This window comes from Paenibacillus aceti, assembly GCF_003614185.1.
GTDB lineage: Bacteria > Bacillota > Bacilli > Paenibacillales > Paenibacillaceae > Fontibacillus > Fontibacillus aceti.
Map to the genome: position 1 here is coordinate 2,496,989 of NZ_KZ987724.1, position 12,786 is coordinate 2,509,774.

13 protein-coding genes are annotated in these 12,786 nt (G+C 51.5%); 2 read left to right on the plus strand and 11 right to left on the minus strand.

Going from position 1 to position 12,786, the window contains the following annotated elements:
* Positions 1-6: 6 nt before the first annotated feature.
* Both BFJ94_RS11260 and BFJ94_RS11265 read left to right on the plus strand, forming a co-directional pair.
* A complete protein-coding gene (locus BFJ94_RS11260) occupies positions 7-1,062 on the plus strand; it encodes an ABC transporter ATP-binding protein (protein ID WP_120462761.1) in 1,056 nt (351 codons plus the stop codon).
* A 17-nt stretch (positions 1,063-1,079) separates the two neighbouring features.
* Positions 1,080-2,801 (plus strand): adenine deaminase C-terminal domain-containing protein, encoded by a 1,722-nt coding sequence (locus tag BFJ94_RS11265; RefSeq protein ID WP_120462762.1) that lies wholly within the window; start codon positions 1,080-1,082, stop codon positions 2,799-2,801.
* Between the two features lie 523 nt (positions 2,802-3,324).
* Here BFJ94_RS11265 and BFJ94_RS11270 read toward each other — a convergent pair.
* From BFJ94_RS11270 to BFJ94_RS11320, 11 genes are all read right to left on the minus strand, one after another.
* Positions 3,325-4,287: a sugar kinase gene (locus BFJ94_RS11270; RefSeq protein WP_120462763.1), complete on the minus strand. Its 963-nt coding sequence runs from the start codon at positions 4,285-4,287 to the stop codon at positions 3,325-3,327.
* 191 nt (positions 4,288-4,478) lie between these two features.
* A complete protein-coding gene (rnjA, locus tag BFJ94_RS11275) occupies positions 4,479-6,185 on the minus strand; it encodes a ribonuclease J1 (RefSeq protein ID WP_120462764.1) in 1,707 nt (568 codons plus the stop codon).
* A 169-nt stretch (positions 6,186-6,354) separates the two neighbouring features.
* Positions 6,355-7,134, minus strand: a complete 780-nt coding sequence (locus tag BFJ94_RS11280; RefSeq protein WP_120465196.1) for a class I SAM-dependent DNA methyltransferase — start codon at positions 7,132-7,134, stop codon at positions 6,355-6,357.
* A 27-nt stretch (positions 7,135-7,161) separates the two neighbouring features.
* On the minus strand, positions 7,162-8,067 hold the full coding sequence (locus BFJ94_RS11285) for a CvfB family protein (protein ID WP_120462765.1): 906 nt from the start codon (positions 8,065-8,067) through the stop codon (positions 7,162-7,164).
* Entirely contained in the window at positions 8,064-8,411 is a 348-nt protein-coding gene (gene rsfS, locus BFJ94_RS11290) for a ribosome silencing factor (protein ID WP_120462766.1), read from the minus strand. The genes BFJ94_RS11285 and rsfS overlap by 4 nt, the downstream gene beginning before the upstream one ends.
* A gap of 60 nt (positions 8,412-8,471) precedes the next feature.
* Positions 8,472-9,053, minus strand: coding sequence for a bis(5'-nucleosyl)-tetraphosphatase (symmetrical) YqeK (yqeK, locus tag BFJ94_RS11295; RefSeq protein ID WP_120462767.1), 582 nt, complete (start codon positions 9,051-9,053; stop codon positions 8,472-8,474).
* Positions 9,034-9,630: a nicotinate-nucleotide adenylyltransferase gene (locus tag BFJ94_RS11300; protein WP_120462768.1), complete on the minus strand. Its 597-nt coding sequence runs from the start codon at positions 9,628-9,630 to the stop codon at positions 9,034-9,036. Before BFJ94_RS11300 ends, yqeK begins: the two co-directional genes overlap by 20 nt.
* 67 nt (positions 9,631-9,697) lie before the next feature.
* Complete coding sequence (gene yhbY / locus BFJ94_RS11305; protein ID WP_120462769.1) at positions 9,698-9,988, minus strand: ribosome assembly RNA-binding protein YhbY; 291 nt, start codon at positions 9,986-9,988, stop codon at positions 9,698-9,700.
* 65 nt (positions 9,989-10,053) lie between these two features.
* Positions 10,054-10,917: a shikimate dehydrogenase gene (gene aroE / locus BFJ94_RS11310; protein ID WP_120462770.1), complete on the minus strand. Its 864-nt coding sequence runs from the start codon at positions 10,915-10,917 to the stop codon at positions 10,054-10,056.
* Between the two features lie 171 nt (positions 10,918-11,088).
* Positions 11,089-12,216, minus strand: coding sequence for a ribosome biogenesis GTPase YqeH (yqeH, locus tag BFJ94_RS11315; protein ID WP_120462771.1), 1,128 nt, complete (start codon positions 12,214-12,216; stop codon positions 11,089-11,091).
* Positions 12,213-12,740, minus strand: coding sequence for a YqeG family HAD IIIA-type phosphatase (locus tag BFJ94_RS11320; protein WP_120465197.1), 528 nt, complete (start codon positions 12,738-12,740; stop codon positions 12,213-12,215). The genes yqeH and BFJ94_RS11320 overlap by 4 nt, the downstream gene beginning before the upstream one ends.
* Between the last annotated feature and the right edge of the window lie 46 nt (positions 12,741-12,786).

The window sequence follows — 12,786 nt, forward strand, 5'->3', positions numbered from 1 at the left end:
ACATTGATGGATTTATTGCAACTGGACAACATATCGGTCGCCTATGATCAGCAATATATTTTGAAGGACTTCAACCTTTCCATCGAGAAAGGCCACCTTATTTCCCTGCTCGGTCCCAGCGGCTGCGGCAAGACGACAACACTGCGGTTAATCGCCGGTTTCCTTGAAGCCACGGACGGCAAGTTCAGCTTTGGCGGTCAAGACTATACCCGCGTTCCGATCAATAAACGCAACTTCGGCTTTGTATTCCAGAGCTACGCCTTGTTCCCGCATATGTCGGTATTCGATAATATTGCCTTTGGCTTGCGGCAGCGCAAGGTCAAGGAAGATGAGATCAAGAAACGGGTCATGAATATGCTGGATGTCGTGAGTCTCAGCGGATTTGAGAAACGTTTCCCGCAGGCGCTCTCCGGCGGACAAAGACAGCGCGTTGCCATCGCGCGTGCACTAGTGATTGAACCCGATCTGCTGCTGTTCGACGAACCGCTATCCAATCTGGACGCTAATCTCAGAGTCAACATGCGCGTGGAGATTCGCCGCATTCAGCAGGAGCTGGGGATCACAACCGTCTATGTATCGCATGACCAGGAAGAATGCTTCTCGATCTCCGACCGGGTTGCCGTTATGAACAAAGGCATCATCGAACAGCTCGACAAGCCCTCGGTCATCTTCCAATACCCGAAATCGGAGTTCGTGGCCCGCTTTATCGGCTTTAACAATTTCATTGATTTCCAGCAGCGTGAAGACGAAGGGGCATTCCACAATCTGCGCAGCGGAGACTACCAATTCCATGCCGCTAAAGTACCGGGAATGCCAGTCTCCATGAAGGGAGCGATCCGTCCAGATGATATTATCGCCGGAACGCTGCAGGAGATTCAGCCCGGCGATAATGTGCTGACAGGCAAGGTTAAAGTTAGCACTTATCTGGGGCGCAGCTATCAATATGTCGTCGTTACACCGCTTGGCGAATTTACCGTGAACAAGGAAATGCAGCAGCCCTATCTGAGCGGGCAAGAAATCCGTCTGTTGTTTCCATCGGAGAAACTCGTACTGGTCGAATAACAATAGGGGGAACAGATATGCAAGCAGACTTGCTCTTATTACAGCCTCATGTGTATAACAGCTATTTCAAGCAATGGAAGCAGCAGAATGTAGCGATTAAGGATGGAAGATTTCTATATGTTGGCCCGCGCGGTGAAGATACGTTTCAAGCAGAGAAAGTGATAGATGCACGCGGCCTGTACATGATTCCCGGCTTTGTCGATATCCATCTGCATATCGAGAGCACGATGATTACCCCGGAATCATTCTCGCAAGGCCTGCTTCGCAAGGGCATCACGACCATCGTGCCGGAGCCGCATGAAATGGCCAATGTGTTCGGCATTGAAGGAGTTCTGGAGATGATTAATGCAAGCCGGAACTGTACTGTAGATATGTTCTACGCCATTCCAAGCTCCGTGCCGGCCACGTCACTGGAGACGACCGGCGGGGCGATTGAGATCGAGGATATGGATGCCCTGCTGGCTACCGGCGATGTGATCTGCTTAGGCGAAATCATGAACTATGTAGACATCATTCGCGATCCGGAATGCAAGACCAATCAGATTCTAAAGCATATGCGAGAGCGTTATCCAGACCTGGTCATCGAAGGCCATGTGCCGAAGCTGCTCGATCTGGATCTGGCCCAGGTCATCTATGCCGGGGTCGATTCCGACCATACGCATCAGACAGTTGAAGGACTAGAAGCCCGGATCGGTGCGGGCATGTTCATTGAGATTCAAGAGAAATCGATGACCCCGGAAGTGATAGACTATCTGATTCAGCATGACGTATCCGAGCATTTCTGCTTCGTGACCGACGATGTAATGGCCGATTCCTTCCGGGATCTCGGACACTTGAATCAGATCGTACGCAAGGCGATCCAGATGGGCATGGCCCCGGAGCAAGCGATCTATGCAGCCACCTTCTCCCCTTCGCGCCGGATGCGGATGCATGACCGGGGAGCGATTGCGCCAGGTAAAATCGCCGACTTCCAGCTCGTATCCAATCTTGGCGAGCTAACGCTAGAGTCGGTGTACAAGAAAGGCTCGGAAGCTTATTCGGCCTCTGATTCGGTTACCTCCTTGCAGGCAGCCGTAGCGTACCGCTTCCCGGATCACTTCTATCACAGTGTGAAGCTGCCTGAGCTTAGCGAAGCAGACTTCGCAGCTGCGGTTGACGTAGCGGATGGTACTTATCGCTGCCGGGTGATGACCGTGGCCGACGGTTCGACATTCACCCAGGAAACTCAGGTTGAATTGACAGTTGCAGGCGGACTACTCCAATGGGAGAACAGCGGCTGCGGAATGATCGCCACCTTCGAGCGCTATGGCAAAGATGGCGGAAGGGCGTACGGTCTCATTACCGGGGATACGATCAAAAGGGGTGCTGTCGCCACGACCTACTCGCATGACAATCACAATCTGCTGGTGGTCGGCCATAACATACAGGATATGCTGCTGGCGGCAAATACGGCTATCAAGCAGCAGGGCGGCTTCTGCGTCGCTCTGGACGGGGAGATCAAAGCTAACATGCATCTGCCTGTCGGCGGCATTCTGACGGAAGAGCCGCTGGACATCGCTGCTGAGTCGGTGAAACAACTGCGCGAGGCGATGCAATCGCTGGGCTACGAGCACTATAACCCGATCATGTCCATCGCCACCCATTCACTGCCGGTCAGCCCTTACTTGAAAATCACCGACCACGGCCTGATCGACGTAAACAGCGGCAAGGTCGTGCCGTTGATCGTGGAGCGGGTCTAAATGACGAAGAAGCCTAGCATAGTTTGAAAGCCCCTTCCCATAGAGATAGAAAAGCCTGCGATTTTGCAGGAATTTCTTCAATATTTCTACCCGCGATGGTAAATTCCTGCGAAAATGCAGGCTTTTTCCTCTCAGCGGGTAGAATTCGCGGAAAAGAGTACAAAAGCCTGCATATTTGCAGGCTTTTCCTATTTACAGTTGATTTTATATGCTAATTCCTGCATATTTGCAGGCTTTTGGTTGAGAACGGAGCAGTTCCGCAGCTCTAACGAAACTCCATATCGTTATTTCCACGAAATCAGCACCCACTCAAATCTAACGAATCACCATATCGTTATTGGAGTGAAAATCCGCCATTTCGCCCCTTTTCAGCCCCAATAGCGGTGCCCAGTTTCGTTAGATTTTGAAAGGGCCTCTTTTGGCGCAAATAGCGCTACATAGTTTCGTTGCAATTTAAACGGGCTGGGTATAACTGGGGACACTTGGGCATACCCAAGTGTCCCCGAGATATGCATCAGGTTACTTACCGCTCCACATGCGCCTTCCCGGCAAGCAGCCGCTCGATTTCAGCCGCGCTCGGCAGACCTTCCCAGTCCCCAATCGCCTGGATCACTTGAGAGCCGATCAGATTTCCGAGACGAACCGCTTCCTCAATCGTATATTCCTTCAACAGACCCGCTAGAAATCCGGCACAGAAGCCGTCACCCGCTCCAACCGTATCGATCACATGCTCCACCTTATAGTAAGGAATCGCCGTCAGCTTGCCGTTCTCCAGTATATAAGTCTCATCATCGCCGCCTTTAATGATGCTTACCGCGGACAATTCACCAAGTCTGGAGATGATCTCCTCCATCGACTCCGTCTCATAGAGCAGCTTCAATTCATCCAGTCCTGGCAGGAAATAATCCGCCTTCTCCGCCAGTGGCAGCAGCACCTTTCTCGCCTCTTCCACACTCCATAGCTTCAAGCGTAAATTCGGATCGAAGCTCACCTTCACGCCGTGGCGCTTCGCCATATCCATCGCCGCTGCAGCGGTCTCCGCACAGGATGCGCTTAACGCTGGCGTAATCCCGGTGATATGCAGAATTTTCGCTCCGGCGATATATTCTTCATTCAGATGCTCGGGAGTCATCTTACTCGCCGCCGACAGCTTGCGATAGTAATAGACAGAGCTTCTTCCGGCTACATTTTCCCGGATCATCAGCCCGGTTGGCGCTTCTTCTGTGAAGGAGGCACGCGACATATCCACACCCTCACCACGCACCATTTTATAGATACGATGTCCGAACGGATCATCGCCAAGCTGGCCGCACCAGCCAGCGGAATGTCCAAGCCGCGACAAGCCGATGGCTACATTCGTCTCAGCTCCGCCAAAGGACGGTGTCAGATTTGAAGTATATTCAAGCCCCTTGCCCCCCTCAGCGATCAATAATGCCATGCTCTCCCCGAAAGTGACTACTTCCGGAGATGAATTGCGGTAATGCATTCGTCTTCACCATCTCTTTCAATCTGTATCTGTCATAATATAAAACTTGTCTCCATTATCTCATTCCCAGACCGATTAGACTATGTATATATTAACTTTTTTATGAAAAAAGAACCTAAATAAACCCCCAAACACACCTAAAGCGCCAAAGGGGAACTTAAAAGAACATTTCCCTCTGACGCTTTATTAGCTTAAACCTCCAAAATCGAAGGCATAATATGCGGAGTCCGACCTACCTCTTTTATGAAAAATCTGCGCAGTACCCGGTTTGTCGTCTTCACCCAGGCATTGCTGTCATAAGGGCCGTGCTCTCCCTGCCTCTTCAAGCTTCGCCGCAGTGCCATCTCCGCCCGTCTGAGTAAAGGTCTGGCATCCTGCATGTATACAAAGCCCCGGGTTACAATATCCGGCCCGGCGAGAATTTGGCGGGTTTCAACATCTACCGTCATCACGACGATGACGATCCCCTCCTGAGCAAGCTCTTCCCTCTCTTCTACCAATTCTTCCTCGAAAGTCCTAATCTCTCCATTGCTGACGATCACTTCGCCCGCAGGAACGCTGCGACCGCGTTTGGCACGGTTGCGGTAAATCGATAATGTATCACCGATATTCATCAGGAACACTTGCTCCTCGTCCATCCCAGTCTGCATGGCTAATTTTTTATGTGCGAGCAGCATCCGGTATTCCCCGTGAATCGGTATAAAATATTTCGGCTGAATAAATCTCAGCATTAGCTTCAAATCCTCGCGGCAGCCATGCCCTGAAGCATGAATGGCGAATACAGGTCCATAAATCACATTCGCTCCAGCACGCATTAATAAATCGATACAACGATTGATATTAGTCCCATTGCCCGGAATAGGAGATGACGAGAACACGACCGAATCCCCCGGATAAATGGAAACCGAACGGTGTGCCCCGGAGGCAATACGGCTTAACGCTGCATTCGGTTCACCTTGACTCCCCGTACAAATAATCAAAATCCGACGATCCTCGTATTTATCAATATGCTTGATATCGATTAACATACCGTCCGGGACACGGATGTATCCCAAATCCTGACCGATCGCAAATACCCGCTCCATACTTCGACCGATAACGGCAATTTTCCGATTGCTCATAATCGCTGCATCCACAACCTGCTGCAGACGGTTCACATTGGAAGCGAACATGGCGAACAGAATTCGGCCATGACAGTTATGGAAGGTATCCAGAATAGCGTTGCCGACCCGATGCTCGGAAGGGGTGAAGCCCTCCTTCTCACTGTTCGTGCTATCCGCTAGCAGGGCAAGCACACCTTCACTGCCAACACTAGCCATCTTCGCGATATTAGCCGGATGATCTTCCGGCGTGAAATCGAATTTGAAGTCGCCCGTGTGGACGACCGCTCCGTATGGAGTATCTACAACAATACCAAATGCATCGGGAATGCTATGCGTTGTGCGGAAGAAATGAACCGCCAAGTGCTTGTAGGCAAATCTGTCATTCTCCTGGAAAACATGCAATTCCGTTTGCTCCAGCATTCGGTACTCTTCAAGCTTCGCTCTTACCAGTCCAATCGTAAGTGGTCCCCCATAGACCGGAACCTTGATCTGGCGGAGTACAAAAGGCAGGGCCCCAATATGGTCTTCATGTCCATGCGTCAGAAATAAACCTTTAATTTTATGCTGATTCTTAATTAAATAACTGACATCTGGAATAATGTAATCGATTCCCGACAGCTTGGAATCGGGAAATTTCAGCCCAGCGTCGATAATAATGATCTCATTCCTAAACTCAATGCCATACATGTTCTTACCGATTTCCCCGAGACCACCCAGCGAATAGATCCGTACAGGCGGTTGGGAAGGCTTGGAACGCCGGTAATTCTTTACCGGTTTTGAGACTTCTTCATTCATTATGTGCTTAATCCTCTCTAGAAAAATGCAGACGGGGCTAGATTAATTATACTGAAATCTACAACTAATAACTATTTAATTTTTAGGAGAACTCCAGAATCACTGGAAAAAGACGCTCCCTTATGCCGCTCAAAGCAGCTAGACAGCGCCCTTTTGAAAATATAATATATTACTTCACTGCTACATAGAAGAGTCGAGCCACATCCTCGCTCTCTTCTGCCTCGACCCACGTGAAGTCGGCATAGCAGTGAACCTCACGGAATCCGCATCGCAGCAGCTCCTGCTTCATCCAGGCCGGATCATAGGCCCGCTGAATGTGATACTCCTCAAAGCGGCGATAGAGATCCGCCCCCGGTTCAGCTTCCCTGGCGAAGATCGTCAAGTGATGCTCAATCTCGCATTTCTCATCCTCGAACTCGCAGGTCCATATGTACGAGATCGCATCCTCATCCAATACAAATGGCTGCTCCTCATCGTACCGCCGCAGCGTATCCGGATGATGCACATCGAACAGGAAGGTCCCGCCCGGCTTCAGCCCTTGGTAAGTGCGCTGAAAGGTGCGGATCACCTCCTCCTCTTCGAGCAAGTAATTGATGCAATCGCAGAAGGAGATCACCGAATCCACCGGCTCAGGCAGCTCCCAGGCCGTCATATTCTGCTGCACCCAGTTCACTCGGCCATCATGGTAGAGACGAGCTCCCTGCGCGGTAGAATCCAGCCGCTGCCTCGCTACGGACAGCATGTCCGCCGACAGATCGATCCCGGTTACGGTCAAGCCTGAATCCAGCAGCGGGATCGTGATGCTTCCCGTCCCGCAACCCAGATCGACGACCGTCTCCGGCTGGCCATAACGCTCCCAAGCCTCATGAGCGAAGGAGAGCCAGTCCGAATAAGGCATATCCGCCATAAGCTCATCGTACACATACGCGAATTTTCGATATGAGGTCAAACTTTCCAATCCTTCCACCTGACTTTCCTACTCTTGATCGGCTTGTTCCTGCTCCGCGGACTTCAGATAGGTCCAGCTCTCCTTCTGGATGATCTTGCCTTCCTTCATCAGCTTGCCGAGCGCCCGCTTGAAAGCCGCTTTGCTGATGCCGAATTTCTGCTTGATCAAATCAGGCGGCGTCGAATCGGAATAAGGCATCCCGCCGGTCGAACGGCTCTCCAGGAAGGATAGAATCCGCTCCGCATCTTCATTGCGGCCAACCTCCTTGCGCTGGAACATGGACAGATTGACCCGTCCGTCCTCCTCACGCACATGTGTGACACGAACCCGGACCCGTTCCCCTAGCCGGAGCAGACGGGACCGTTCAGAGGAATGGATCATGCCGATCGCTCCGAAGCCGAGCACTCCTCCATCCACGACCACAAAAGTACCCATTTGCAGCGGTTTATAGACGATTGCTTCCTGCCACTGATTATTCCAGCTTGTCGGGGCATGGAAGGCAAGAGGAGCCAATTCCTGCTCTCCAGCGAGCTTGGCCTTCAACCGGCCTTGCTTATCATGCTCCATAATGACATACACATGGTCCCCGACCTGCGGATGCAGCTCATGCATTTCTGGCAGCTCGCGAATGGGCAGCAGCAGCTGGCGTCCCAGTCCCATCTCCAGGAAGCAGCCGAGCCGTGGATGAACGTCAGCCACCTCCAGGAGCGCCAGCTCTCCCAACGTCAGCGACGGACGCTTCATCGTTGCCGCCAGCCGATCCTCCGTATCATAGAAGAGGAATACTTCCACTATGTCCCCTGGCTTAACTGGCTGTGTCAGCTCGGAATAATGAAGCAGTACATCCCGATCCCCATCCGTCAGAAAATAGCCATAAGGAGATACTTCCCGATCAACCGGAAGCGATACGATCGTACCTGCAATCAGACTCATACGTTCTCCACTACTTTGGCATCGGACCAAAGACGTTCGATATTGTAATACTCGCGTTCATCGCGATGGAAGACGTGAACGACGACATCGCCTAAATCCATCAGAACCCAACGCGCCGAGTCCATCCCTTCGATACCGCGAATATTGGCGCCAAGGTCCTGAGCCCGTTTGCGAACCTCCGTCGCGATTGCCTGTACCTGGGTATCCGAGTTACCGTGACAAATAATGAAATAGTCGGCGATCAATGAGATTTCTTTTAAATCCAAAACAACGATATTCATCGCTTTCTTATCATCTGCCGCTTGATATGCTGCATTCATCAATTCCTTAGGTGATACTGCCATCCAATCTACCTCCTGCAAATATTTATATCCTAAACTAATGCTTATTACCGCTTGATGCCACTACTTGCCTTCCCGGTCAAGCTGTCTGACCAGGTCATTGCGAGCCAGCAAGGTTAACGGAAAAATTATCTTCCCCTTCTCGATTAAGAACGAAATGGTGGAATCGAATCCGGCCAACAGCGCCTGCTCTAGATTGTGCTCGGCCAGCTCACGGATGTGCTCTACACCGGGAAAATTACGCCCGGGCTCGATATAATCCGCCAGGCAGACGATCTTATCAAGCAGGGTCATGCCTACCCTTCCAGAGGTGTGATAGCGGACAGCATCAAGCACTTCGGGATCATCGATCCCATACTCCTGTTCAGCCACGAATGCCGCTACCTCGGCATGCAGCAGCTGTTTGTCATAATCCAGCAACTCGGGATTCAATCCCTGCTCGCGGACTACCGCCTCCTGCCGCTCGACTGGCCAGAATTTGGCCAGATCATGCAGCAGCGCAGCCAAATCCGCCTTGATCGGATCCGCGCCATAGCGATGGGCCAGACGAACGGAGGTTTCTATTACGCCCTCCACATGCGTCCAGCGTCTGGCCGGCATTTGCGCGGACACTATGTCTAACAGCTCATTTCGAGTGTACCGCATACAAATCGCTCCTTACGATATATTCATAGACCTCTTCTGTCACCATATAGCGGACCGAATGTCCGCTTGCCCTCCGCTTGCGGATCAGGCTGGACGAAATATCCACCAGCGGCATATCCGCCAGCAGCACCGCGTCCTGAATGAAGGAGGGGAGAAGATCAAGCTCAAGGAAGCTGCCCGGTCTTTGCAGGCCGATAAAGCGCAGCATCGTTACCAGTTCCTCAATTCCTTCCCATTTTGGCAAATAATTAACCATATCCGCACCGATGATGAAATAGAATTCAAGATCGGGATGAAGCTGCTTCAGCTCCCGGATCGTATCGATCGTGTAGGATACACCGCCGCGCTTAAGCTCGACATCCAGCGTCCGAAAATCAGGATGACTCCGCACCGCGGCCGCGACCATTTCAAGACGTTCCTGTCCGCTGACACCGGATTTGCTCTTATGCGGCGGAATATGGGAAGGCATGAACCAGACCTCATCCAGCGCATACTGCTCACGCGCCGCTTCAGCCGCCAATAAATGGCCCAGGTGGATCGGATCAAACGCTCCCCCCATTATACCAACTTTTCTCATCAGGTCTTTCCTCCTGCTGCTCTCAAAGACGGTTCTGTTCCATAAGTCCGCTGTTAGAACCCGTACTCTAAGGCAGTTCGATCTGCTTGTACTCTTTGGATTCCTTATAGAGAATAATCGTCCGGCCGATCAATTGTACCAGCTCTGCCCCAGCACCAGCGGCCAATTCCTCGGCGATTTCCCGTGGGTCATCCAGGTTATTGTTCAACACCGACACCTTGATCAATTCGCGACGCTCCAGCGCCTCTGAAATATGACGGATCAGCTGATCATTCGTTCCTCCTTTGCCTACTTGAAAGATAGGCTGAAGCCCATGGGCCAGTCCACGCAAATAACGCTTTTGTTTTCCACTTAACATCTACCATCAAAACCCCTTAAAGTTATTGAAAATCTTATCCTACCATAAAACTCAAGTACTTGGCTCTAGTCCAAGCTGGCCAATACGGCCGCCTTCATCGCCTCGATGGGCGCTGGCTGACCCGTCCAGTATTCAAAAGCATAGGCCCCTTGATACACAAACATGCCAACGCCGTTGTGAACGGTACAACCCCGCTGCTTCGCCTGCCGCAGTAGCTCCGTCTGCAACGGATTGTAGATTAAGTCGCTGACGACAATCCCTTCCGGGATGTAATCAGGAGCGATCGGCATCTCTGCGGTACGCGGATACATTCCGACTGAAGTCGTATTAATGAGAACATCGATGCCCGGCAAATGCGATTCGATCTGCTCCAGCCCGCAGCCCTTGATATTTCCTAAATGCGCCCATTCGGCAGCCAGCTTCTGCGCTGTACTCTCAGTGCGGTTAGCGACGATCACCTGACCGGGCTGCTCCTGCAGAAGGGCATATATAATGCCTCGCGCCGCTCCACCCGCACCGATCACCAGTACCTTGCGTCCAGCCAGATCAGGAACCACCTCATCCTTCAGCGAACGGATGTATCCCATACCATCGGTATTATAGCCCTTCAGCAGGCCTCCGTCATTGACGATCGTATTGACAGCTCCGATATAGCGAGCGCCCTCATCGATCTCATCGATATAATCCATTACCTCTACTTTATGTGGAACGGTCACATTAACACCGCGGAAGCCAAGCGCTCTGATTCCCAGGATCGCCTGGCGCAGATCACCGCGCTTCACATGAAAAGGCAAATAAGATCCTCGCAAGCCGGATGCCTGCAAGGCCGCCGTATGCATTGTCGGGGATTTGGACTGGATGATCGGATCACCCATGACACCCAGCAATAGCGGTAAGTTATGATCCCGCTCAGGATTTGTCTTCCCCATGTCGTTCTCCCCCTTGATCATTAAAGCAGATATATCTTGAAATTGCCTACTGCATCTATATAAGTTGAGCTTGATTTATTAGAATCCAACAGGTAGAAATCCATTCGCAAAGGCGAGCGCTCCGCTTCTCCAGAATCATTTCACCCTCTTGCCTATTCCTTGCAACCTTCCTTAAATTATCGAAGGGCGCAGCATAACCTTGATTCCCTTCGGAACATGTACCGCGACAACCGCTCCGATATCATTGTTCACCTTGATCCAGCCCAGACCGGAAATGAAGATGTCCACCTTCTGGCCTCTGGGAATTTTGAATTCATGCCTGGTCCACTCCGGCAGCTTGTCCAGATTGTCACGGGTAGGCGGCGCCAGCAGCTCTCCAGCATGGTCCGCGAACAGCTCATCCGCCCGCTCCAGCTTCGTACGGTGCAGCTTGATCCGCGAGCTGCTGAAGCAGGTGAAGGATTGGCGCTCCCCATGAATGAAATCGAATCGGCCGAAGCCGCTGAAGAAGATGGTCTGGCCTTCATTCAATTGGTATACCGCCGGCTTAAGCGACTTGTCCGGCATAATCGTCGCCAGATCCTGCGGGCTGACAAGCTCGCTGTACCGCGAAGTATACACGATCCCCGGCGTATCAATGATCGCCCCGCCATCATCGAGCGGAATTTGTACCATATCTAAGGTCGTTCCGGGATAACGCGATACCGTCAGCTCCTGATCCAGATCGCTATAATCACGAATCAAGCGGTTGATCAGCGTTGATTTACCTACATTAGTGGCACCGACGACATATACATCACGATCACCCCGATGCTTCACTACCGCCTCCAGCAGTCTGTCAAAGCCGCTATTCTGCTTGGCGCTGCAAAGGATGACGTCCTCCACTTTCAGGCCCATCTCCTTGGCTTCCTTCTGTACCCAATTACGAATCTTGTTCCAATTCGATACCTTGGGCAGCAGATCGGTCTTATTCACCGCGAGCAGTACCGGGTTATTCCCGATAAAACGCTGCAGACCGGAAATGATGCTACCTTGAAAATCAAATAAATCGACGATATGAACAACGAGTGCCTTTTTCTCGGCGATTTGACCAAGCAGTCTTAGGAATTCACTCTGTTCCACTGCAATGCTAGATGCTTCATTATAGTTCTTAATGCGGAAGCAACGCTGGCATATCAACGGCTCCCTCTCCAGCGCCTGTGCCGGAGTATATCCCGGTTTGGATGGGTCCTCCGTCTGCAGCTTCACGCCACATCCACTGCAATGAAGGGCTTGTTCTTGTACCTGGGCTTCTGTCATTTTGTCTTATCCTCCTCAAGCCATAATCCCGTCTTACCCAGACGTCGTTTCACGATGCGCTCCAGCCTGCGGTTAATCCGGGTACCGAAACCTTCATCGGTTATAGAAATCGGCAGTACCAGAACCGTATATAAACCTTGCCGATTACCCCCGAATACATCCGTCATCAGTTGGTCTCCAACGACGATCGTTTGCTCCGGACTGAGCTCCATCATCTGCATCGCTCTTCGGAACGGGGCTCCGACCGGCTTTCTTGCCTTATGCACGAATTCAATATTTAAAGGGGATGCGAATACAGACACCCTATGAAAATTGTTGTTCGACACAATCACCAGCTTCATCCCAGCTTGCTTCACCTTCTCGAACCAATGGGTTAACTCTGGTGTAGCCGATGGTGCTTTGGCTCCTACGAGGGTATTATCCAGATCGGTAATAATCCCGCGGTACCCCTCGGCATATAGCTTATCCAAATCGATGTCAAACACGCTATCTACACGCAAATCAGGCAAAAACTTCTCAAACAATTCGTTCACCTCGGTTTCATACGACACACTATACCATAATCTTTCC

Coding starts and splice junctions, on each gene's coding strand:
- rnjA (WP_120462764.1), bottom strand. CDS start 6,185: ATGAATGAAGAAGTCTCAAAACCGGTAAAGAATTACCGGCGTTCCAAG.
- BFJ94_RS11285 (WP_120462765.1), bottom strand. CDS start 8,067: ATGAGTCTGATTGCAGGTACGATCGTATCGCTTCCGGTTGATCGGGAA.
- yhbY (WP_120462769.1), bottom strand. CDS start 9,988: ATGTTAAGTGGAAAACAAAAGCGTTATTTGCGTGGACTGGCCCATGGG.
- yqeK (WP_120462767.1), bottom strand. CDS start 9,053: ATGCGGTACACTCGAAATGAGCTGTTAGACATAGTGTCCGCGCAAATG.
- aroE (WP_120462770.1), bottom strand. CDS start 10,917: ATGGGGAAGACAAATCCTGAGCGGGATCATAACTTACCGCTATTGCTG.
- BFJ94_RS11300 (WP_120462768.1), bottom strand. CDS start 9,630: ATGAGAAAAGTTGGTATAATGGGGGGAGCGTTTGATCCGATCCACCTG.
- BFJ94_RS11265 (WP_120462762.1), top strand. CDS start 1,080: ATGCAAGCAGACTTGCTCTTATTACAGCCTCATGTGTATAACAGCTAT.
- BFJ94_RS11270 (WP_120462763.1), bottom strand. CDS start 4,287: ATGCATTACCGCAATTCATCTCCGGAAGTAGTCACTTTCGGGGAGAGC.
- BFJ94_RS11260 (WP_120462761.1), top strand. CDS start 7: ATGGATTTATTGCAACTGGACAACATATCGGTCGCCTATGATCAGCAA.
- yqeH (WP_120462771.1), bottom strand. CDS start 12,216: ATGACAGAAGCCCAGGTACAAGAACAAGCCCTTCATTGCAGTGGATGT.
- rsfS (WP_120462766.1), bottom strand. CDS start 8,411: ATGGCAGTATCACCTAAGGAATTGATGAATGCAGCATATCAAGCGGCA.